A 21,604-nucleotide genomic window follows, 5' to 3' on the forward strand; every position below is an offset into this window, starting at 1 on the left:
GACGAGGAGGAGCCGCCATGGCCTGGGAGATCGCCCTGGTCGCCGCGCTGGCCGTCGTGTTCGTCATACGGCTGGCGCTTCAGCTGAAGCGCGGCTGAGCTCGCGGCGCCGCAGCTTCAGCTGCGGAATCCGCCTTGTCTTGGCTCGCGCCGGGAAAAGCGGAGGGCCGTCTTCCCGCAGTTGTTTCTTGACGTGAATCGTCTTGTATCCCGTCGTCAGATAGCCCTCGTTCTTCAGTTTCACCATCTCGGAGTTCACCGACGCGGCCGACGCCCCGATCGCGGACGCGATGTCCGCGTGGTTCAAGCCCACGTCGATCACCACGCCGTCTTCACCGGGGATCCCGTAGACCGCCTGCAACCGGGCCAGAAAAGCGGTCAATCTGCTCCGGACCTTGGCGGGCGCGAAGCCCAGCGCGGCATCCCGGCGGCGCAGCCGGAACGCCAGTGCTTCAGCGGCCGCGCCCATCGCCTGCTTGTTGTCGTGGAGAAAGCGGCGAAAGGCTTTCTGCGGGACTTCGAGGACACGGACCGGCTTCGTGGCGACGTAGGCGAGGTGGCTCGCCCCTCCGATCAGGCAGTCCTCCAGCCCGAGTACGTCACCCGCGCCGAACAGGTCGACGATCATGGCCGGTGTGTCGCCCTGCGCCGTCCGCAGGGCTTTCACGAAACCCGACTGCAGGATGAGCACCGGTGGAACCGGCTCCGCCTGGTTCGCCAGATTCGACCCGGCCGGGTGGTCGACATGTCTGGCGAGGTCGAGCAGCCGCCGCCGTTGCCGCTCGGTGAGCGCCTCCAGGAAAGATCCCCCCATCAGCCGACCACCGCCGCGAACGCGTAGAGGATGGCGGGCAGACCCGCTACCAAGGCCGCCACCGAGCCGATCACCTTGGCAGGCTGCGCGACCTTTCTCGCGAGCAGAAGCCGGGTGAGGATCGCGGCGAAAACGATGTAGGCGAGAACGACGACGCCCGCGGTGACCACCAGAAGGGGGTCAGGTGTATTTGACGCCAATGGTGACTCCCAGTGAGAAGAAATTGCGATCTTGAAGTGTTATCGAACCCTGACCGGCCGGGTGAGAATCACGTCGAGTAGGTGACGACGCCGCGCGGCCGTAGCACCGAAGACTAGTGCTCAGAGTCATTGTGTGAAAGCAACCCGCGCCGTCCGCACCCGGACAGGGAGCTTCCAGCCGGCCTTTTCGCGACAGAAAGTGACAGCGATTTCCGTGGCGCCGGAAGCGGAAAATCACGGACTGTGCCCGAAGTCGCGGCAAATTTCGGCGAGTCACGGGTGAAAACACCGGGAAATCAGGGTTAGCCGTACGCGCATATGGCTTCGGCTCGATGGTCGGGAATCGTCGATCACTCCGCAGGCCCGAATGTTTCCCCAGGTGGAAATGAAGAAGAAGCGAACGTGCCCACTCCGGATGCTGCCCGCGTAAGCAGCCGAAGGTCGTGCATCTGCACGTGCATCCCATCGATTTAACGGAGGGTCAGCGATCCTGAGACCCCGGTCACCCCGCGTGATTCGGGGGTCTTCCCCGCAAATCTCATCTTTTTGGGGGAATCCCCACCGGCCGGCTAACGCGGTAGAGGCCCCCGGTCAGCTCCGTCGGGGGCTGACCAGGCCGGACTCGTAGGCCAAGACCACCAGCTGCGCCCGGTCGCGCGCCCCGATCTTGGTCATGATCCGGCTGACGTGCGTACGCGCGGTGGCCGTGGAGATCACCAGGTGCGCGGCGATTTCGTCGTTCGACATGCCGCCGGCGACCAGGCCGAGCACCTCGCGTTCGCGGTCGGTGATCTCACGGACGGCGCCCACGTCGATGCGGCGGTTCTCCGGCCGATCGACGAATTCCGCGATCAGCCGCCGGGTCACGGTCGGGGCGAGCAGCGCCTCACCCGCGGCGACCACCTTCAGCGCCCGCAGCAGTTCCACCGGGTCGGTGTCCTTCAGCAGGAATCCGCTCGCACCGGCGCGCAACGCCTCGTAGACGTACTCGTCGACGTCGAAAGTGGTCAGGACCAAAACCTTCACCCCGGCCAGCTCCGGGTTCGCGGTGATCCGCCTGGTCGCTTCGAGCCCGTCGACGCCCGGCATCCGGATGTCCATCACCACGATGTCCGGCCGGTGCTCGACGGCGGCCGCGACGGCCTGCTCGCCGTCACCGGCCTCGGCACAGACCTCGAAGCCGTCTTCGGTCTCCAGCAGCACCCGGAAACCCGCGCGCACCAGCACCTGGTCGTCGGCGAGGACCACCCGGATCGTCATCGTTCCCCCTCGATAGGCAAATCCACGCGAACCTGGAACCCGCCGTCGACGACGGACGTCGTGAGCGCGCCACCCAGCGCCGCCGCCCGTTCGGACATGCCGCGCAGCCCGTGGCCGGGCGTGGGTTCGACGGCGTCACGACCATCGTCGCGGACGAGCAAGGTCAACGCACCGGTTTTCCGCTCGAACCTGACGTCGACACCCCGCGCCTGATTCGCGTGGCGGACCACGTTCGTCAACGATTCCTGCAGGATCCGGTACGCGGCGCCGTCGACGGGGGCGGGCAGCTCACCCGGTTCGCCGTCGACGCGGACCGCCAACCCGGCGGCCCGCGCGTGTTCGAACAGTTCGTCGGCCTGAGCGAGACTCGGCGCGGGCGCCTTGTCCTCGCCGGAACGCAGGACGGCCAGCGTCGCGCGGAGGTCCTTCAGCGCCGAAGCGCTCGCCTCCTTGATGTTCAGCAAAGCCTCTTTCGCCTGTTCAGGACGCCGATCGGCGACATGCGCGGCGACCCCGGCCTGCACGTTGATCATCGCGAGGCTGTGCGCGACGACGTCGTGCACCTCCCGGGCGATGGTGAGCCGCTCCTGCTCGGCCATCCGGTGCCGATGTTCGTCGGCCTGCTCGCGCCGGGCCCGTGCCGCGGCCACGCCGTTGCGTACCGCCGTCCCGACCCCGACGACCGCGATCACCCAGACGAGCCCCAGCCCGGTCCGGAGATCGAAACCGGCGAACCCGTGCCGGGCGAACAGGGCGATACCGGCGGCCACGAGCAGGGATCCGCCGGTGATGCCGGCGACCAGCGGCCCGCGGATCTTGGTGAGCACGAACAACGCGATCGTCGGGAGCACGATCACCGGCCCGCCGGGATTGTCCGAGGCGTAGTAGCCCAGCGTCAGCGCGGCCGTCAGCAGAAAGATCGGCAACGGATACCGGTGGACCAGCAGCAGCGGCACCGCGATGGCGACCAGCCACAGCACGCCGAACGCGGTCAGCGGCGGGGCGCCCGGTTGCCAGCGGGCCGCGCTGCTCGTGGCGCCGAGGACGAACCCCAGTGGCAGCACCACGCGCAGTACGCGGCCGGCCCAAGGGCTCCACGGATACCGTTCTTTCAGCAGCACAGGACGAAAGCTACCGGGGGCGGGGGCCGATCGCGTCCGTTGAAAAGCGGCTTCTCGGCTACGCCGCGTGCGGTAGTCGCCGCAGGACCGCAATCATCATCAGCACCCCGCCGATCACCTGCACGACCAGCACCGGCACATGCCCGGACGAATTCATCGCGAACTCGCTGAACAGGCCCCACGCACCCGAACCCGCCATCGCTCCGGCACCGGTCCACACCAGCATCAGCCGCGGCCAGAACCGTCCCCGCGAAACGGTCGCCAAGGCCACCGCGGCGAGCACGCCGAGCAGCGCGATCACGACGTCCTGACCACGAGCCGACAGCCCACCGGAGCCGAACGCCCAGATCGTGTGGCCGATCGCGGAAACGAGGGCGGCGGCGATACCGAGCGTGCCCGGCATGCCGATCGTCCCCGGTCGCACGGTGCCGGTGACGACGAACCACCAGCGATCGCGGGCGTAGAGCACGAACGCGGTCAGCAGCAGGACGCCCTGCCAGGCGAAACCACCGTAGACGACGGCCCAGACCCAGTTTTCCAACGGCAGTTCGGCCAGTTGTGGTTGCGTCAGGTCGGCGATGATCACCGGAAGGTTCAGCACGATCGGCGCGAGGAGTCCGGTGCCGATCCAGATCGGGAAGAGCACGAGCGGCGCGGGGATCCGGCGACCCCAGGAGTAAGTGAACGCCAACGCGAGTACCACCGCGACGACGTCCATCCCGCCGGTGAGCAGGTTCGCGAAGAGCATCAGCTCGGAGTCCACGAACGACGGATCACGGAGGCCGATGCTGCCTCCCGTGACCCAGGAGGCCTTGAGTGTCAGATAGGGCAGCGTGCCCAGAATCGCGGCGTAGCAGACGATCACGCGGGCACTGGAAATCTTGGGAGTGGCGACTGCTGCGGTCATGCAGTCAGCTTCGGCGTCCACACCGCGGAAAGACTCCCTCGCGAGCCTGGTCCGCCTCCCTCTTCAGAAGGAAACCGGCGACGACGCGGGGCGTTGGCCAGCAGGCCGCGATGGCGCTGGGGGTGGCGCGGAGGCTGCCGGATCCGCGGATCCGAGAAAAGTCCGGCCGTACCCGTCGGAGAAGTGGCTCCCCGAGCGACGATGGGGATGTGACGGAACCACGGGTGCATCGGGACCCGGCCTTCGCGCTCTTGTCGCTGTACGACACGGCGTTGCCGGAGGTCTACGGGTACCTGCTGTCCCGGTGCGGTGATCGCACCCTCGCCGAGGAGTTGACGTCCGAGACGTTCCTCGGCGCGGTGAGGGCCTGTCGCAAGGAGCTTGCGCCCGCAGTGAGCACCGGGTGGCTGATCGGCGTCGCCCGGCACAAGCTCGCCGATCACTGGCGGCGTAAGGAACGTGAGGAACGCGGGCTGCGGCTCGTCCACGAGGAGGACGTCACCGATCCGTGGGACGAACGGCTGGACGCCCTCCTTGCGCGCGAGGTGCTCGCGTCGCTCGGAGCGCATCATCAAGCCGCGTTGACGCTTCGCTACGTCGACGGCCTCCCGGTCGCGGAGGTCGCCGCCCATCTGGACCGCACGCTGCACGCCACGGAGGCGTTGCTCGTGCGGGCCCGTGCCGCGTTCCGGCGTGCTTACCAGGAGAAGGAGGGTCGCGATGCCTGATCCGTTCGACGCGCTTCGCGCACCCTCGCAGCCGGTCGATCCCGACCCGCTCTTCGCCGCCGAACTGCGCGACAATCTGCGTCGTGCCGTCTTGAACGGAGCCGATATGACATCTGTGACGAACGCCGAAGCGCGTTCTTTGACGCCGTACCTCGTGGTGACCGACGCCCGCGCCGCGCTCGACTTCTACGTCGAGGTGTTCGGGGCGCGGCGCCGGGCCGAACCGATCGTGATGGAGGACGGCCGGGTCGGGCACGCGGAACTGGCCATCGGGGACAGCGTGCTGATGCTCGCGGAAGAATTTCCCGAACTGGGCAATGTCGTGGCGCCCGCCGGTGGCCCGCTGATCCGGGTCGAGGTCCCGGACGTGCACGCGGCCGCGCGGCGGGCCGTCGAACTGGGCGGGGAACTGGAACGGGCCGTCTCGGACGAAGGCCATGGTCTGTACGGGACGATCAAGGACCCGTACGGCCAGCGGTGGCTGGTGTCGCAAGCCGCCCCTTCAGGGACTTCAGAAACTTCAGGGACTTCAGGCGCGAAGCCGATCCGACACGGCGAAGCGTGCTACTTCACCTTCCAGGTCCCGGACGACCAGCGAGCGAAGGCGTTCTACGGCGCCGTCCTCGGCTGGCAGTTCTCCCCCGGGCGGGTCGAAGGCGGTTGGGGCATCGAAGGTTCCGGCCTGCAGGGCGGTCTCTGGGGTGGCCCGGGGCGGCAGGTGGGCTGGAAGGTCATGTACGCCGTCGACGACCTCGCCGCCGCACTCGACCGAGTACGCGCCCAAGGCGGCCAGGTTGGCGAAACCGAACAGCAGCCCTACGGCCTGAGCGCCGACTGCGTGGACGACCAGGGCATCGAATTCTGGCTCTGGGAACAGCCGCGCTCTTAAGGTCACCACCCCAGCCCCCACCGCTCCCAGGGGGGCGACCCCGAAGCCAGTCTATCGCTTAGGGGGAACGGGAAGCGGAACTGAGGCGAGTTGTCCACAGGTGGGGATGGTTGTGGACAACCGGGACTGGGGGTCCATGCCGTGAAGGCCTCCTTCGCTACCGTGAGGGTAGGGAAGGAGGCCTTCACGGCAGGTCAGCGGCAGTCAGCGGCCGGCCGCGTAGCCCTGCATTCCGCGCGCGTTCGCGGCGGCGCGGAGGACTCCATCGGAACGCGACACGGCCGAAAGCCGCCCCAGCGCCCAAGGTCCGGCATCGACGACGGTGTGCCCGCGTGCCGTCAGTGCGTCCATTGTGGACTGACCGAGCCGCGATTCGACCACGAGTTCCCGCGGCGTCCACGAACGCGGATAGAACGAACTCGGGAACGCCGTCGTATGCCAAGCGGGCGAGTCGATCGACTCCTGCAAGTTCAGCCCGCCGAGCGTGTGCGCCAGCCAGAAACACAGCTGCCATTGGTCCTGCTGATCCCCGCCAGGCGTCCCGAAGGCCAGCACCGGCTCGCCGTCGCGCAGCCCCATCGACGGCGAAAGCGTGATCCGCGGCCGTTTCCTCGGCGCCAGCGAGTTCGGCAGACCTTGTTCCAGCCAGAACATCTGCCCACGCGAGTCGAGGCAGAACCCGAGTTCGGGGATCGTCGGGCTCGACTGCAGCCAGCCACCCGACGGCGTCACCGAGATCATGTTCCCGGCCGCGTCGACGACGTCGATGTGCACGGTGTCGCCACGGGTCTCACCCAGCGGCCCGACCGTCGGCTCCCCTGTCGCGCCCGAACCGGATTCGAGACCGCGCAACTTTTCCAGGATCGCGGGCAGCCGCGGAGAGGGGCCACCCGGCCGGAGTTCGGCGGATGCTTCTTCGGTGATCAAGGCGCGGCGGGTTTCCGTGTATTCACGGGAGATCAGCAATTCGATCGGCACCTCGGGCGAATCCCCGTACCAGGCCTCACGATCGGCGAACGCCAGTTTCGCCGCCTCGACGGCCAAATGCACCGTACGTTCCGTCGGCATTCCGTCCACATAGGACAACTCGGCACGCAGGCCGTCCAGCAACCGCGCCTGCTGCAGCAAGGCTGGCCCCTGGGTCCAGGCGCCCATCTTCACCAGGCCCCAGTCACCGAAGTCGACCTGCAGGGCGTCTTCGTACGTCGCTTCCCAGCTCGCGAGGTCCTGGCCGGTGAGGAGTCCGGCGTGGTCACGACCGGAGTCGTCGCGGAAGGCCTTGCGGCTGAACTTCTCGATCGCCTCGGCGACGAAGCCCTGCGACCACGCCCGCCGTCCGGCGTCGATCTGCGCCTCCCGTCCGCTGACGGATTCGGCCTCGGCGAGCAACCGCTCCCAGGTGTCCGCGAGCGCCGGATTGCGGTGCAGGCCCTCGACGGGCTTGCCGTCGGCGAGCCACAGCGCCGCCGACGTCGGCCAATGCTCGGTGAAGAGATCCTGCACGGCGCGGATCGTGTCGCCGACCCGGCTGACCAGCGGAATCCCATCGCGCGCGTAGGAGATCGCGTAACCGAGCACGTCACGCAGCGACTTCGTGCCGTGATCACGAAGGAGCAGCAGCCAGCCGTCCCACGCCCCCGGCACGGTCGCGGGAAGCAGACCGCTGCCGGGGATCAGGTCGAGCCCGAGGTCCGCGAAACGCTCCGGCGTCGCCGCGGCCGGCGAGACGCCCTGACCCGCGAGAACTCGCGGGGTTCGATCGGCAGCGGTGACGAAGATGCCGGGGACCTGCCCCGCCTGACCGCACAGATGCGGCTCGGCGACCTGCAGGACGAACCCGGCCGCTACCGCCGCGTCGAAGGCGTTGCCGCCGTTTTCGAGCACCGCCATGCCGGTGGCCGAGGCCAGCCAGTGCGTCGATGCCACCATGCCATGGGTGCCGGCCAGTTCCGGCCTGGTCGTGAACACACGACTGATACTACGCTTTGCTAACTACTTTTTCAGCAGGCCCGGCGAAGCTCCTTCGCATCCCTCACCCACCGAACCTATCCCCGCGCGACCACCGGGGAGTCATAGTTTTCGAGCGTCGTCGCGTTGGCCGCACGCGAAGTCAGCCACGTGAAGACCTTGGTCATCGGCCGCGAGCCCAGCACCCGGTACAGGAAGTTCCGGTAGCCGACCATGAACCGCGTCTTCGGCGCGAGGAACGTGCCTATCCCGGCCGCCTGCTTCTGCGAGACCTTCACCGGACCTCGGAGCTTCTCCTCGTAGCGCGCGAAGGCGGCTTCGTGGTCGCCCCGTGCGACGGCGAGTTCACCCGCCAGGACATACGCGCCCATCATCGCGAGACCCGTTCCCGAACCGCCCGGACCCGCGCACCAGGCGGCGTCGCCGAGCAGTACGACCCGGCCCTGCGACCACTTGTCGAGGTGGATCTGGCTGAGCGAATCGAAGTACAGCGCGTCGACGTCGCCGAGGCTTTCCAGCAATGCCGGAACTTCCCAGCCGAAGTCGGCGTAGCGCTCGGTGAGGGTCTTCTTCTGCGCCTCGACATCGCGGCGGTCGACCTCCAGCGGCCCGGACGCGAAGACGAAACTGACGTTGAGCGCCGAGCGGTCGCGGCCGCTGGCGACCATCACCGTCCGGCCGGGGACGCTGCAGATCTGGCCGAGGTGGTCGAGGTCGAGATGGTTGGGCGCGGTGAAGCCCGCCGTGTGGAAGCCGAGATCGGTGCGGAATCGCTCTTCTTCGCCGAAGGCCAGCCGCCGGACACCGGAGTGGAGCCCGTCCGCGCCGACGACCAGGTCGAATCTGCGTGGCTCATTGGTGGCGAAGGTGACGTCGACGCCGTTGTCGCACTCATCCAACCCGGTGATCCAGTCGCCGAAGACGTATTCGACGTCATCCTTCGTGTGCTCGTAGAGGATTCGGGTCAGGTCTCCGCGTTCGATCTCGACTTCGCCGCTGAAGAACACCGACGGCATCTCCGCGACCTTCTTGCCCTTGGGATCGACGATGACCTGCGAGCCCATCGCGGTTTCCTTCGCGCGGATGTCTTCGAGGATCCCCATGCGCATCAGCAGGGTCATCTGCTCGCCGCGGAAGTCGACCGCGCTGCCGCCTTCGCGCAGGCTCGGGGCCCGCTCGACGACGGTCGGCGCGAAACCGCGCTTCCGCAGCCAGAAGACGAGGGCCGGTCCCGCGATGCCGGCGCCGGAGATCAGAACGGTGGTCGTCATGGCTGCTCCTCGATGTTCTCGGGTGATGAAAGCGACCGTACGGCAGATTTGCACGCTTGGTCAATCCACCTGGTTAAACCATATGGATAAACCGCGTGGCCTAGGATCTCGGGCATGGGCAATCGCGAGGACCTGATGGCGGGCGCCATCCAGTGCTTGAAGGAAAAGGGCTGGTCACGCACCACGGTGCGGGACATCGCGGCGGCGGCCGGGGTCAGTCACGCGGCGATCGGTTACCACTTCGGCTCTCGAGAAGCTCTGCTGCTGACGGCGTTCTCCCAGGCGATGGACGAGTGGGGCCGGGAAGTCCAGCGCGAGATGATGAGCGCCATCGACCCGGAGGCGTCGCCATCCGAACGGTACCGGGCCTCGTGGCGGGCGATGATCGACTCCTACGGCCGCAACCGGCAGCTGTGGATTGCCTCGATCGAGGCGTTCGTGCAGTCCGAGCATCACCCTGAGCTGCGGAAACAACTCGCCGCGGCGCAGCGTGAGGGTCGGCGTGGGATGGCGGCGGGAGTACTCGGGATCGACGAGGACAACCTCACCGAGGCGGACGAGCGCCGTATCGGCGCGGTGGCCACGGCGCTGAACTCGGGCATCATGCTGCAGCACATGCTCGACCCGGAGAACGCTCCGACGGCCGAGGAGGTCGTGGACGGGCTGCTGAAGCTGGTCTCCCTGGTGCAATGAAAGGTCCTTTCCTTGCGAATTTCGCAAGGAAAGGACCTTTCATTGCACACGCGGGAGGTCAGGCGGGTCAGGAGACGGCGACCCTCCGCCGCAGCGCCGCCCGCGGCCGCCCGACGCCCTGCCACGACAGACCGGCGTCCAGGATCCGCTGCGGGTCCAGGAGATTGCGCGTGTCGACGACCGAGTCGCCGTCCATCTGCTCGGCCATGTAGTGCCAGTCGAGCCGTTTGAACTCGTCCCATTCCGTCAGCACGACGACGGCGTCGGCCGCCTTCGCGACCTGGTACGGGTCGTCGACCACGGTCATCCCGGCGATCTGGCCGCCGACGGCCGGGTCGTAAGCGGTCAATTCCGCGCCGAGCGCGCCCAGCACCGAAGCGACCGCGAGGGCGGGTGAGTCGCGCAGGTCGTTCGTCCCGGCCTTGAACGCCAGACCGAGGATGCCGATCCGCGAACCGGCCGGCGTGCCGCCGACGGCGCCGGCGATCTTCGCGACGATCCGGTCCCGTTGCGCGATGTTCTCCTCGATCGCCGAGGTCAGCAGCGTGAAGTCGTACTGCACGGATTCGGCGACCTTGACCAGCGCGCTGGTGTCCTTCGGCAGGCAGGAGCCGCCCCAGCCCGGGCCGGGCTTCAGGAACGAGCGGCCGATGCGCCGGTCGTAGCCCATTCCTTCGGTGACCAGGTCGATGTCCGCGCCGAGACGTTCGCACAGTTCGGCGATCGAGTTCACATAGGACAGTTTCATCGCGAGGAAGCAGTTCGCCGCGTACTTCACCAGTTCCGCGCTGGCCGCGTCGGCGACGACGACCGGCGCGGCCAGATCGGCGTAGAGATCGCCGACCCAGCGGGCGGCCGCGACGTCGTCGGAGCCGACGACGATCCGGTCCGGGCCGAGGAAGTCCTCGACCGCGGTGCCCTCGCGCAGGAACTCCGGATTCGACACGACCGGCACGTCCGTGCGGCCGAGCATCGCTTGGATGCGCTTCGACGTGCCCACCGGAACGGTGGATTTGGTGATCAGCGCACAACCCGAAGGGATGACGTCGCCGATCTCGTTGGTCACCGCTTCGACCGCGCGCAGGTCCGCCGAGCCGCCCGCCCCCATCGGCGTCGGCACACAAAGGAAAACGGCCTCCGCGTCGCGAACCGCGTCGCGCGCGCCGACCACGAAAGTGAGTCTTCCGCTGGTCAGCCCCCTCGACACCAGCTCGGACAATCCCGGCTCCAGGATGTCCACCCGTCCGGCGGAAAGCCTTGCGACCTTCGCCTGGTCGACATCGACACAAGTGACTCGATGCCCCAGGCCGGCCAAGCAGGCCCCCGTGGTCAATCCGACGTAACCGGTCCCCACCACCACGATCCGAGCAGTGCTCATGCTGCTGAAGGTGACAGCCGGAGTTGACCTGGAAGCGAACGGAACGCTTCAGGCCCGAATACTCCTCACGACATGCTCCGCACCGACGTGAGCCAGCACACCCACCCCAGCGATGCGAACGAGCGTTAACCTGGACCCGGTTGTCGACGAAAGGGAGAACATGCAGATCACCGATACCGCGGCGCTCGTCACGGGTGGCGCGTCCGGGCTCGGCGGTGCGACCGCGAAGGCGCTCGCGGCGAAGGGCGCGCGGGTCTTCGCGCTGGACCTCGCCGGTGCCATCGCCAACGCCGAGCAGGTCGAGGGCATCACCTACGTCGAGGCCGACGTGACCGATCCGGAGCAGGTGCGGACCGCCGTCGCGACCGCCGCCGAGTCCGGCGTGCCCCTGCGGACCGTGGTGAACTGCGCCGGGATCGGGCCGTCCGCCCGCATCCTTTCGAAGAAGGGCCCGCACGACCTCGCCCTGTACGCGAAGGTCGTCCAGATCAACCTGATCGGCTCCTTCAACGTGCTGACGCTGGCCGCCGAGGCCATCGCGAAGACGGAACCGCTCGCCGACAACGCGCGCGGCGTCATCATCAACACCGCGTCGGTCGCGGCCTTCGACGGCCAGATCGGGCAGGTGGCGTATTCGTCGTCCAAGGGCGGCATCGTCGGGATGACCCTGCCCGCCGCCCGTGACCTCGCGTCGCACGGCATCCGGGTGCTGACCATCGCGCCGGGCATCGTCGACACCCCGATGCTGGCGACGGTGAGCGAGGAGTTCCGCGCCTCGCTGGCCGAAGGCGTCCCGTTCCCGAAGCGGCTCGCGCGGCCGGACGAGTACGCACAGCTCGCGCTGTCGCTGATCGACCACGACTACCTGAACGGCGAGGTCATCCGGATGGACGGCTCGCTGCGCATGGCCCCTCGCTGACCCTTGCCGTGTTATGAACGGGACTTTCATGACGAATTTTTGCGATGAAAGTCCCGTTCATAAGCTGAGAGATCAGAGGTCGTTCATGTACGGCACGGCCGTCTGCGCGTGGTCGGTCATCCAGTTCCGCAGCGCGTGCGTGGCCAGTACGTCGTCCTCGTTGTAGCGCAGCAGACGCTCACGCTGGCCGTCGTCCGGGACGCCGCCGTCCATGCCGACGGCGTCGCGATACCAGCTCATCGACGCCTCGCCGCCCGCTTCCGGGTCGCGCCAGGCGAAACCGGCGACCGGGGCGATCACCTTGAGTCCCTTGCCGTGCGAGCACAGGAACTGGTCGGTGACGCTGCGGAAGAGATCGATCCATTCCTCGGAGTCCACAAAGGACGCGATCTCGGCCTTCGTCGGAACGCCCGGGTAATCGCCGAATCGTTCCACGGAGCCGAACAGCCAGCGGTTCTCGGCGAGCGCGTTGTAGCAGTAGGCGCGGAAGGTCAGTCCGGCCGCGAGAGTGCGCTCCCGGACTTCCTTGAACCAGGCCCAGAACTCGGCGAACGACCGGGCCTCGTCCGCGGTCGGCAACGGTTCCCAGGTCGCGAAGGCCCGGTAGCCCTGCTCCATCCCGATGTCGGCGCCGGTCAGCAGCGAACCCCACAGATACGCGCCGGAATCACCGAAGCTCTCCATGTCGACGTCCACCTCGACGTCGCCGCGGGAGACCTCGATGCGGTCGACCTTGCGCACCATCGTGAGATCGGCGAGCCAGGCCCGCGCGAGGATGATCGCGTCGGCGAAGGTGCCGCCGGTCCAGTTCATCGGCGGGGGCTCGTCGGCCGGGTCGAGCGCCGCCAGTTTGTCCACTGTGGACACGCCGGCGCGGCGGAGTTCCATCGCGTCCTCGCCGCGGACGACCAGGCTGACGTCGCGGGTTTCGGTGAGCACGAACTCGCACGTCGGCCACCAGGGACAGCGACGGCATTCGAGGACACGCGACGGTTCGGCGAGCGGCTCTTCGCCTTCGGCTGCCGCGGTCGCGATGGCGAGCCTGTCGGCGAAGCGGCTCTGATACTCCGTCAGCGCGCTTCGGCCGCCCGGCCAGGTGCCCGCGGCCAGGTCGTGCCAGACGACGACGTCCGCGTCGAGACCGATGACGCCACCGATCGCGCGGTGCCCTTCGTTCTTCCCGAGCGCTTCGAGCATCCGATAGAGGTGCGCGAGCCGCATCTGGTCCCGCGGTTGCGAGCGGACCTTGCGCGCCGGGTCGGGCAGCCGGTTCGCCGGATCGAGGTCGGTCATCACCGTGGTCGGCGCGCCCGCGCCGCGATCGGTGATGCGGTGCCGCACGACCAGCACCGGCACGTACCCCGCGCCCGTGTGGACCAGGAGTTCGGAGCCGCCACGCCGATGACCGGCGCGGTCGACCGGCAGCAGCGCGCCCCAGATGTAGCGCGCTTCGGCGGCGAGAGCCTCTTCGGTGAGCTGCACGCGCTCGGCGGCCGGGAGGTCGCGGGCGATCTTGACCCAGCCCGCGTCCGGGCCGGTCGCGGCCATCAAGCGCTGCACAATGGCCTCGCGATGGGCCGACGCGTCGGCGATCCGCTGCTGCGCCGCGGGGTCGGGCGGGGCGAGCGGAACCTCGCGCATCGCCGGATCGTGCTCAAGGTGCACGCGACGCCGGCAGCGGCTCACCGCTCCCGCGTCCAGTAGCACCTCGTTACTCACAGACAACACTCTAGAAGGCGACCGGCAAGCCGACATGCCCGCCACTTCGGGGACCAGTAAGTTCGTCAGTGACACAGCGTGGGAGGTGCCATGGCGCGCAAGGCCAAAGCCATCGAGGGCGAAGGCAGGTTCACCCCGAAGAAGGCGAAAAACGCCGTCGCGGTGGCCAAAGTGCTCGGACCGGCCGTACTGCCGGTGATCGCGCCGTACGCCGTTCGAGCGGCGGGTGCCGCGCGAGAGCTGTACGACCGTCATCAGGCGAAGAAGCTCGGCGTCGCCGTCGACCAGCTCAGCGAGTACAGCGGACGCGGTGCCGCGTTGCACGCGCGGATCGCGGGGCTGACGCAGGGGCTCGCGGAGCTGAAGAAGTCCGCGAAGGCGACCGACGCCGACGTGAGCTTCGCGAAGGACACCCAAGGGACGCTGGAGCAGCTTTCGGCGACCGTTCGTGCCGCGGAGCGGATGCCCGCCGCGCGGCGCAAGGCGGCGCATCGGGCTGTCGCCGGGGAGCTGGACCAGCTGGAGGGGAAGCTGCTGCACCGCCTGGGGATCTGAGCCTTGCCGCGGCGAGATAGGTGCCCTCAAGCGCAATGAAGGGGCCTTTCATCGCAGACTTTGCAATGAAGGACGCTTTCATTGCGCGCGCGACGGGAGCCTCAAGTGCTATGAAAGGTCCTTTCCTGGCAAATTTTGCAAGGAAAGGACCTTTCATGGCACGCGCGGAGGCCCCAAGCGGGCAGTGACGGCGGGCGAACTCGGCCCAGAGGTCTCCCAAAGGGCGCCCGCGCCCGACGGAGACTTCACCCGTCGAGCGCCCTCTTTGGGCCGAAGGCCCACGGAAACTCGATGAAGGGGCGCCCTCCCCTCCCACCGCGAGGCAGAAGCGGAACGGCGCCCCTTCGGCGAGTTTGCGTCAGCGCTCGATCAAGAAATAAAGCCTTTCTTCTTCATCCACTCGTAGGCGACCTCGCCCTGGTCACGGCCGTCGACGTCGACCTGCTTGCAGAGTTCGATCATCTGCTCGTTGTCGAGGGCCGCGCTGACGGCGTCGAGCGGGCCGCGTAGTTCCGGGTGCTGCTTGAGGAAGTCGGTCCGCAGCGTCGGCACGGCGTTGTACTGCGGGAACGCCTTCTTGTCGTCTTCGAGGACGCGCAGGTTGAGTCCGGCGATGCGGCCGTCGGTCGTGAAGATCTCGCCGATCGGGCAGGTGCCGCTCGCCACGGCCGAGTAGATCGTGCCGATGCCGAAGTTCTTGATCACCGGGTTCTGGAACCCGTACGCCCGCACGGCGGCGGGGAATCCGTCCTGGCGGCTGGTGAATTCGGTTTCCAGGCAGAACACGTTCTGGTCGGGTTTCCGCCTCAGGAACTCCGCCAGATCCGACGTCGTCTTCAGGTTGTTCGCCGCGCCGTAGGCCTCGGTGACCGCGAAGGCGTACTGGTCGTTGAGCGGCGAGTAGTTCAGCCAGGTGACGCCGTACTTCGCCTCGTCGGCCGCCTTCGTGGCTTCATATTGGGCCTGTTCCCCGCCGGGGACGGGGAGTTCGTTGCCCTGGTAGTTGATCCAGCCGGTGCCGGTGTACTCCCAGGTGACGTCGGTCTGGCCGGCGAGCAGCGCCTGCCGCGACGAGTTCGAGCCCTTGATGTCGGTCAGGTCGATGACGTCCGCGCCCGCCGCGGAAAGCGCCATTTCGGCCATGTAGCCGAGGATGATGTTCTCGGTGAAGTCCTTGGACCCCACCGTCACCTCGACGCCCTTGAGCGACTCGATGGGCTGGATGGACCCGGGTTCGATCTTGTACGGCAGCGCGGTGTTGACCTCGAGTCCACACGCGGAAAGCGTGCCGCAGAGCAGGATCGCGCCAAACAGTGCCTTTGAACGACGTGCCTTAACTCGCATGTCAGCGCAGTCCCTTCGGTCCGAAGAACTGTTCCGCGACCGCGCCGAGCCAGTCCACGAGCAGTGCCAGCGCGACGGCGAGCACCGAACCGGTGATCAGCACCTTCGTCAGGTTGAGCTTGTAGCCGGTGTCGATGAGCAGGCCGAAACCTCCGGCGTTGACGAACATGCCGAACGTCGCCGTGCCGACAGCCAGCACCAGCGACGTCCGCAGACCGGCCAGGATCAGCGGGACGGCCAGCGGGAATTCGACCCGCCACAGCACACCGGACGCCGACATGCCGATGCCGCGGCCCGCGTCGATCAGGGCGGGGTCGATCTGCTGCAGGCCGACCATCGTGTTCCGCAGTACCGGAAGCAGCGAGTAGAACGCCAGCGGAAGCGCCGCGACCCACAGCCCGCCGGTCGCGCCGGTGACGATGAACCACAGCACCAGCACCCCGAGCGCGGGTGCGGCCTGGCCGATGTTCGCGACCGCCAGGAAGACCGGCGCCGCCCACTTCGCCCACGGCCGCGTCGCGAGCACACCGAGCGGCACCGCGACGGCGACCACGATCGCCGTCACCACCACGGTCATCGCCAGGTGGTCGCGCAGCGCGGCGAGCAACCCGGCGGCGTTGAGCGTCGCCTTCTCCGTCGCCGTCAGGTCGCCGGCGAAGACCCAGATCAGCACCCCCGCGACGATCAGCAGCACCACCGCGGGCTGGGCGAACAGCCGGACCCGCTCGGCGCTTCTCGACGAGGATTCGGTGGAGAAACCGGTGTCGACGGCCGTCATGCGGTCACACCTTCCGCCGGGTTGTCCTCCGAGTGCTCCTCGCGCAGTTGCTGGATCGTCGAGATGACGGTGTCGAGCTCGATCGTCCCGGCGTACTCGCCGCGCGCGCCGGTCACCGGGACGCTGCCGCCCTCGGCGAGCATCGCTTCGAGCGCGTCCTGCAGCGTCGACTGGAGGCTGACCGAGTCGCGCAGCGGTTTGCCCGCGGTGGAGAGCGACGTGGCCGCGGTCAGCTCGCGGACGTGGACCCACCGCATCGGACGGCGGCGCTGATCGAGCACCAGCACGAAATGCTTGCGCTGCTTGGTCAGCTTCTCGCGCACGTCCGACGGCGATTCGCTCACGGTCGCCGTCAGCGCGTCCTGCTTCAGCTCGACGTCGCGGACCCGCAGCAGCGTCAGCTGCTTCAACGAGGCACCGGCGCCGACGAACCCGGCGACCGTGTCGTCGGCCGGGTTGGCGAGGATCGCGTCCGGGGTGTCGTACTGGAGGATCTTCGACTGGTTGCCGAGCACCGCGATCTTGTCGCCGAGCTTCACGGCTTCGTCGAAATCGTGGGTGACGAAGACGATCGTCTTCTTCAACTCGGTCTGCAGCCGCAGCAGTTCGTCCTGCAGGTTGCCGCGGGTGATCGGGTCGACCGCACCGAACGGTTCGTCCATCAGCAGCACCGGCGGATCCGCCGCGAGCGCCCGCGCGACGCCGACGCGCTGCTGCTGTCCACCGGACAGCTGACGCGGGAAGCGGTCGCGGAAGTCGATCGGGTCGAGCCCGACCAGGTCCATCATCTCCTCGACCCGGTCGTTGACCTTCTTCTTGTCCCAGCCGAGCAGCCCCGGCACGACCGCGATGTTTTGCGCGACGGTGAAATGCGGGAACAGCCCGGCCTGCTGGATCGCGTAGCCGATGCGTCGGCGCAGGGTGTCGACGTCGAGCTTCAGCGCGTCGTCCCCGCCGATGGTGATCCGGCCGGACGTCGGCTCGATCAGCCGGTTGATCATCCGCATGGTCGTGGTCTTGCCGCAGCCGGACGGGCCGACGAAGACCACGATCTTGCCGGCGGGCACCACCATCGAGAAGTCGTCGACCGCCGGCTCGCGGGTACCGGGGTAACGCTTGCTGACGTGCTCCAGCTCGATTTCGACACCGGATACGGTTTCAGCGTGTTCAGGCACGGACACCCCTTGAGACGGTCAAACGGTTGATCAGGACGTAAACGGCGTCGAGGACCAGCGCGAGGACGACCACGCCGAGTGTCCCGGTCAATGCCTGGTTGAGGGAGTTCGTGCTCCCCGCGTTCGTGAGCCCGGAGAAGACCTCCGAGCCGAGGCCGGGGCCCTTCGCGTAGGCCGCGATGACCGCGATGCCCATGAGCATCTGCGTCGCGACCCGCATCCCGGCGAGGATGGCGGGCCAGGCGAGCCGCAGCTCCACCCTGGTCAGCACGCCGAATCGGCTCATGCCGATACCGCGCGCCGCGTCACTGACCGCCGGATCGACCCCGCCGAGCCCGACGATCGTGTTCCGCACGATCGGCAGCAGCGCGTAGAGCACGAGGGCGATGACGGTGGTGTTCGCGCCGAGGCCGAAGACCGGGATGAGGAGACCCAGGAGGGCGAAGGAGGGGACGGTGAGGATCGTGCTCGCCAGTGCCGTGGCCACCGCGGACCCGATCGGGCTGCGGTAGACGGCGACGCCGATCAGCACGCCGAGCACGGCGGCGAGGATCGTGCACTGCACGACCGCGCTGACATGGAGAAGCCCTTGGAGGGCGAGTCTGTCCCACCGATCCGAGATGTACTCGAAGAGATTCATCGCGTGCTGGTTCTCCCGCCGCCTCTGAGTGAGAGTCCTCACCCATTCGGAGTAGCTGTATCGGGAGCCTGACTACCCAAAAAGTGTGCGGCCAAACCCCGGTTTACCGCGTCTTTCCCACAACCGTTCCCCATTCGGCCTAAATGGGCAAACGCACGCGCCGTCCCGGCGGTGTCTTTCCCACTGCTCAACAGCCGGGAGGAGATCGACCACCCGCCAGTACGTCGCATACGCTTCACCCCGTGAGTAAAGGCAGCCATCACCGAAGCGCGTTACGCGCTGTACGTGGTGGCTTGCTCGGCGTCAGCTCAGCCGCGCTGGCCGTAACGGCGCACGTCATCGGGGACGGCGAAGTACCCGATACGGCGATGACGCTGTTGCTCACCGTGCTCATCGGCTGGAACGCCGCCGCGCTCGCCGCGAAGGCACGCGGACCGATGGCCACCATCCTCGACCTCGGCGCGGGCCAGGTCGTGATGCATCTCGTGCTCAGCTCACTGGGCAGCCACGAACTGACGCACAACGCTCCCGCGCCGTCCTCCGGCGGGCTCGCGATGACCACTGCCCACGTCGTGGCGACGCTGGTCACCGCGTTGCTGCTGGCCAAGGCCGACGGACTGCTGCTCGGCGTCCTCGCCTGCCTGCGCGCGCTGGTCCCCTTCATCCTCAACGCGCTTCCGGTGCCCGCCCGTCCGGCGGCGCCGGTGCTCGCCCGTCCGGCGGGCCCCGGTCACCTCGTCCGCGTGGACCTTCGCCGGGTGCACGGCAGACGCGGCCCGCCGCTCTTCTCCTGAACCCCACTCATCCCCCGTACTCCGGCGAGGTCCCCGAACCCGCCGTCACCATCACGTTCAGGAGTTTTCGTGTCCAAGCACGTCTTCAAGCGCGCCGGTGTCCTGGCCGCCACCGTCGGCATCACCGGTCTGCTCTCGGCCGGGATCGCCTCGGCCCACGTCACCGCCAACGTCTACGGCCCCCAGCCCGAAAAGGGCGGTTACGGGTCGATCTTCTTCCGCGTCCCCAACGAGGAGAAGGACGCCGGCACGATCAAGGTCGAGGTCGCCGTCAAACCCGAGTACGCGCTCAGTTCGGTGCGTACCAAGCCGATTCCCGGCTGGAAGGCCGAGGTCGTCAAGTCGAAGCTGTCCGCCCCGGTGACCACCGCGTCCGGCACGCAGATCACCGAAGCCGTCACCAAGGTCTCCTGGACCGCGGAACCCGGCACCAAGATCGCCGCCGGTTCGACCGAGTTCCAGGAGTTCCAGATCAGCGCGGGCCAGTTCCCGACCACCGTCGACACGCTCGAGTTCCCGGCCACCCAGACGTACGAGAACGGCAAGGTCGTCAACTGGGACCAGCCGACCCCGGCCTCGGGTGAGGAGCCAGAGCACCCCGCGCCGAGCGTGAAGCTCGCCGAGAAGAGCGGTGACGGGCACGGCGGCGGCCACGGCTCCGACGCGAAGGCCTCCGAGGAATCGCACGCTTCTTCGTCTTCCGACAACACCGCCCGCTGGCTGGGCGGCGCCGGTCTGGTCGTCGGCGCGCTCGGACTCGGCGTCGGCGCCGGGGCCACCCTGCGCGCCCGCCGCGCCACCGCGGCCGCCGCCACCAAGAGCACCGAGGGAACCAAGTAAATGCGTAAGGCGCTCATCGCGCTGGCGATCACCGGGGTTGCGTGGCTCGCCACCGCCACCCCGGCGCTGGCGCACAACGTGCTGATCTCCTCCGACCCGGCGAAGGGCGCTTCGCTCGCCACCGGACCGGCGAAGGTCACGCTCACGTTCGACCAGTACGTCCAGAACGCGAACGTCAACCAGATCGCGGTCATCGGACCGGGCGGCGGTCAGTGGGCCGAAGGACAGGTCGAGGTCCGCGACAGTGTCGTGTCCGTGCCGCTGCGGCCGCTCGGCCCGGCGGGTGAGTACAAGATCGGTTACCGGATCCTGTCCGCGGACGGGCACGCCGTGACCGGCGAGGTGCCGTTCACCCTCACCGCCGCGGGCACCGGCACACCGGCGTCCGTCGACGCCGCCAGAAGCGGCGGCGGCGAATCGGCGAACACCCCGGCGACCGGCGGCGAAGGCTCGTCCGGGGTGCCGATCTGGGTGTGGATCGCGGGCGCCGTCGTGCTGCTCGCCGTCGGACTGACCGTCGCGTTGCGCACCGGCGCGGGTGACAAGGAGAAGAGCGGGTCATGACACAGACCGAGACCACCTCGCGCGCCCGCGTCGCCGTCCTGTTCTGCGTGGTGACGGCGGCGATGGTCGGTGTCCTGATCGGCGTCGCGCTGACGGCGACCGCCCCGGTGCCGGGGGTCGCGCAGGTCAGCGAGGTGGTCTCGGTCTCCATCCCGATCGTGCGGGTGCTGCTGGACATCGCGGCGGTCGCCACCATCGGGCTGGCGCTGCTTTCGGTGCTGGTCGGCTACGACCGGCCGAAGCTCTCCGAGCCGATCATGCGGATCGCGCGGCCCGCGAGCGTCGCGGCCGCGCTGGTGTGGGCGACCACCGCGCTCGTCGCGCTGATCCTGCAGACCGCCGAGTACCGGCCCGGCTCCAGCACGCTGTCGATGTCGGACGTCGGGAGCTACATCGCCGACGTCGGCGCCGGGAAGGCGCTGCTGATCGTCGCGGTACTGGCGCTGCTGCACGCGGGACTCGGCATCCTGGCGCTGAAGCACGGCGAGAAGGTGCCCGCCGAGGTCCGCGTCGGACTCGGGTTGTTCGCGCTGCTTCCGTTGCCCGTCACCGGGCACGCGTCGAACTGGAACTACCACGACTACACGATGATCTCGATGGAACTGCACGTGATGAGCGCCGTCGCCTGGACCGGCGGACTCGGCGCGATGACGGTGCTGCTCATCGGGAACCGGACGCTGCTGGCGCACGCGCTGCCGCGGTTTTCCAAACTGGCGACGCTGTGCCTGCTCCTCGGCGCGGCGACCGGACTGTTCAACGGGCTGATCGAGATCACGCTCAACCCGTCGCTCGGGTTCTGGGAAGGCCTGTTCACCACGCCGTACGGGCAGTTGGTGCTGCTCAAGCTGTTGTGCACTGGCGTGATCGCGGGACTCGGCGCTTACACGCGGTGGAAACTGATGCCGCGGATCATCCGGCACAACCGGACGGCGCTGGCCGCGTGGGCGACGCTGGAGCTGACCGTGATGGGGCTGGCGTTCGGTTTCGCCGTGGTCCTGACTCGCGCGCCGGTGGTGCCGACCAGCTAGCGCCTGGTCGGCCGTGAGGG

The 21,604-nt window shown here is 68.2% G+C and carries 22 protein-coding genes; 9 read left to right on the top strand and 13 right to left on the bottom strand.

Annotated elements, in window-relative coordinates; translation table 11 throughout:
• Positions 1–63 precede the first annotated feature (63 nt).
• The 5 genes from ACZ54P_RS01185 to ACZ54P_RS01205 all read right to left on the bottom strand — a co-directional run bounded on the left by ACZ54P_RS01185 (position 64) and on the right by ACZ54P_RS01205 (position 4,301).
• Positions 64–813 carry a Crp/Fnr family transcriptional regulator gene (locus ACZ54P_RS01185; RefSeq protein ID WP_465459559.1) on the bottom strand — a complete coding sequence of 250 codons (750 nt, stop codon included), beginning with the start codon at positions 811–813 and terminating at the stop codon, positions 64–66.
• The gene (locus ACZ54P_RS01190; RefSeq protein WP_465459560.1) at positions 813–983 is read right to left on the bottom strand and encodes a hypothetical protein; all 171 of its coding nucleotides are present in this window, start codon (positions 981–983) and stop codon (positions 813–815) included. The genes ACZ54P_RS01185 and ACZ54P_RS01190 overlap by 1 nt, the downstream gene beginning before the upstream one ends.
• A 621-nt stretch (positions 984–1,604) precedes the next feature.
• Positions 1,605–2,273, bottom strand: a complete 669-nt coding sequence (locus ACZ54P_RS01195; protein ID WP_465459561.1) for a response regulator — start codon at positions 2,271–2,273, stop codon at positions 1,605–1,607.
• The gene (locus tag ACZ54P_RS01200) at positions 2,270–3,394 is read right to left on the bottom strand and encodes a sensor histidine kinase (protein WP_465459562.1); all 1,125 of its coding nucleotides are present in this window, start codon (positions 3,392–3,394) and stop codon (positions 2,270–2,272) included. Before ACZ54P_RS01200 ends, ACZ54P_RS01195 begins: the two co-directional genes overlap by 4 nt.
• A gap of 58 nt (positions 3,395–3,452) precedes the next feature.
• Complete coding sequence (locus ACZ54P_RS01205; RefSeq protein ID WP_465459563.1) at positions 3,453–4,301, bottom strand: hypothetical protein; 849 nt, start codon at positions 4,299–4,301, stop codon at positions 3,453–3,455.
• A gap of 209 nt (positions 4,302–4,510) precedes the next feature.
• On the opposite strand from ACZ54P_RS01205, the gene ACZ54P_RS01210 reads away from it, so the two are divergent.
• Positions 4,511–5,029 carry an RNA polymerase sigma factor gene (locus tag ACZ54P_RS01210; protein ID WP_465459564.1) on the top strand — a complete coding sequence of 173 codons (519 nt, stop codon included), beginning with the start codon at positions 4,511–4,513 and terminating at the stop codon, positions 5,027–5,029.
• Positions 5,022–5,918, top strand: a complete 897-nt coding sequence (locus ACZ54P_RS01215; RefSeq protein WP_465459565.1) for a VOC family protein — start codon at positions 5,022–5,024, stop codon at positions 5,916–5,918. The genes ACZ54P_RS01210 and ACZ54P_RS01215 overlap by 8 nt, the downstream gene beginning before the upstream one ends.
• Before the next feature lie 204 nt (positions 5,919–6,122).
• Here ACZ54P_RS01215 and ACZ54P_RS01220 read toward each other — a convergent pair whose 3' ends face one another.
• Together ACZ54P_RS01220 and ACZ54P_RS01225 are read right to left on the bottom strand one after the other, a co-directional pair.
• The gene (locus ACZ54P_RS01220) at positions 6,123–7,886 is read right to left on the bottom strand and encodes a gamma-glutamyltransferase family protein (protein WP_465459566.1); all 1,764 of its coding nucleotides are present in this window, start codon (positions 7,884–7,886) and stop codon (positions 6,123–6,125) included.
• A gap of 77 nt (positions 7,887–7,963) precedes the next feature.
• The gene (locus ACZ54P_RS01225; RefSeq protein ID WP_465459567.1) at positions 7,964–9,157 is read right to left on the bottom strand and encodes an FAD-dependent monooxygenase; all 1,194 of its coding nucleotides are present in this window, start codon (positions 9,155–9,157) and stop codon (positions 7,964–7,966) included.
• 114 nt (positions 9,158–9,271) lie between these two features.
• On the opposite strand from ACZ54P_RS01225, the gene ACZ54P_RS01230 reads away from it, so the two are divergent.
• Positions 9,272–9,850 (top strand): TetR/AcrR family transcriptional regulator, encoded by a 579-nt coding sequence (locus tag ACZ54P_RS01230; RefSeq protein ID WP_465459568.1) that lies wholly within the window; start codon positions 9,272–9,274, stop codon positions 9,848–9,850.
• Between the two features lie 67 nt (positions 9,851–9,917).
• Here the strand turns inward: ACZ54P_RS01230 and ACZ54P_RS01235 are convergent, their stop codons facing one another.
• Positions 9,918–11,228, bottom strand: coding sequence for a UDP-glucose dehydrogenase family protein (locus ACZ54P_RS01235; RefSeq protein WP_465459569.1), 1,311 nt, complete (start codon positions 11,226–11,228; stop codon positions 9,918–9,920).
• A gap of 160 nt (positions 11,229–11,388) precedes the next feature.
• Here ACZ54P_RS01235 and ACZ54P_RS01240 point away from each other — a divergent pair, with 160 nt between their 5' ends.
• The gene (locus tag ACZ54P_RS01240; protein ID WP_061980484.1) at positions 11,389–12,147 is read left to right on the top strand and encodes an SDR family NAD(P)-dependent oxidoreductase; all 759 of its coding nucleotides are present in this window, start codon (positions 11,389–11,391) and stop codon (positions 12,145–12,147) included.
• A 72-nt stretch (positions 12,148–12,219) separates the two neighbouring features.
• Here the strand turns inward: ACZ54P_RS01240 and ACZ54P_RS01245 are convergent, their stop codons facing one another.
• A complete protein-coding gene (locus ACZ54P_RS01245; RefSeq protein ID WP_465459570.1) occupies positions 12,220–13,866 on the bottom strand; it encodes a TM0106 family RecB-like putative nuclease in 1,647 nt (548 codons plus the stop codon).
• A gap of 90 nt (positions 13,867–13,956) precedes the next feature.
• On the opposite strand from ACZ54P_RS01245, the gene ACZ54P_RS01250 reads away from it, so the two are divergent.
• A complete protein-coding gene (locus ACZ54P_RS01250; RefSeq protein ID WP_465459571.1) occupies positions 13,957–14,421 on the top strand; it encodes a DUF6474 family protein in 465 nt (154 codons plus the stop codon).
• A gap of 369 nt (positions 14,422–14,790) precedes the next feature.
• Here ACZ54P_RS01250 and ACZ54P_RS01255 read toward each other — a convergent pair whose 3' ends face one another.
• Genes ACZ54P_RS01255 through ACZ54P_RS01270 form a run of 4 tightly spaced genes read right to left on the bottom strand, consistent with a single transcriptional unit; the run spans position 14,791 to position 18,358 of the window.
• Entirely contained in the window at positions 14,791–15,765 is a 975-nt protein-coding gene (locus ACZ54P_RS01255) for a glycine betaine ABC transporter substrate-binding protein (RefSeq protein WP_465459572.1), read from the bottom strand.
• Position 15,766: 1 nt separating this feature from the next.
• On the bottom strand, positions 15,767–16,543 hold the full coding sequence (locus ACZ54P_RS01260) for an ABC transporter permease (protein ID WP_465459573.1): 777 nt from the start codon (positions 16,541–16,543) through the stop codon (positions 15,767–15,769).
• On the bottom strand, positions 16,540–17,724 hold the full coding sequence (locus ACZ54P_RS01265; protein ID WP_465459574.1) for an ABC transporter ATP-binding protein: 1,185 nt from the start codon (positions 17,722–17,724) through the stop codon (positions 16,540–16,542). Before ACZ54P_RS01265 ends, ACZ54P_RS01260 begins: the two co-directional genes overlap by 4 nt.
• Positions 17,711–18,358, bottom strand: coding sequence for an ABC transporter permease (locus tag ACZ54P_RS01270; protein ID WP_465460198.1), 648 nt, complete (start codon positions 18,356–18,358; stop codon positions 17,711–17,713). The genes ACZ54P_RS01265 and ACZ54P_RS01270 overlap by 14 nt, the downstream gene beginning before the upstream one ends.
• A gap of 293 nt (positions 18,359–18,651) precedes the next feature.
• Between ACZ54P_RS01270 and ACZ54P_RS01275 the strand changes: the two genes are divergently transcribed.
• The 4 genes from ACZ54P_RS01275 to ACZ54P_RS01290 all read left to right on the top strand — a co-directional run bounded on the left by ACZ54P_RS01275 (position 18,652) and on the right by ACZ54P_RS01290 (position 21,584).
• The gene (locus ACZ54P_RS01275) at positions 18,652–19,152 is read left to right on the top strand and encodes a hypothetical protein (protein ID WP_465460199.1); all 501 of its coding nucleotides are present in this window, start codon (positions 18,652–18,654) and stop codon (positions 19,150–19,152) included.
• Positions 19,153–19,221: 69 nt separating this feature from the next.
• On the top strand, positions 19,222–19,992 hold the full coding sequence (locus tag ACZ54P_RS01280) for a YcnI family copper-binding membrane protein (RefSeq protein ID WP_465459575.1): 771 nt from the start codon (positions 19,222–19,224) through the stop codon (positions 19,990–19,992).
• Positions 19,993–20,556: a copper resistance CopC family protein gene (locus ACZ54P_RS01285; protein WP_465459576.1), complete on the top strand. Its 564-nt coding sequence runs from the start codon at positions 19,993–19,995 to the stop codon at positions 20,554–20,556.
• The gene (locus ACZ54P_RS01290; protein ID WP_465459577.1) at positions 20,553–21,584 is read left to right on the top strand and encodes a copper resistance D family protein; all 1,032 of its coding nucleotides are present in this window, start codon (positions 20,553–20,555) and stop codon (positions 21,582–21,584) included. The genes ACZ54P_RS01285 and ACZ54P_RS01290 overlap by 4 nt, the downstream gene beginning before the upstream one ends.
• The last annotated feature ends 20 nt before the right edge of the window (positions 21,585–21,604 follow it).

The organism is Amycolatopsis sp. NPDC034160 (assembly GCF_055575355.1).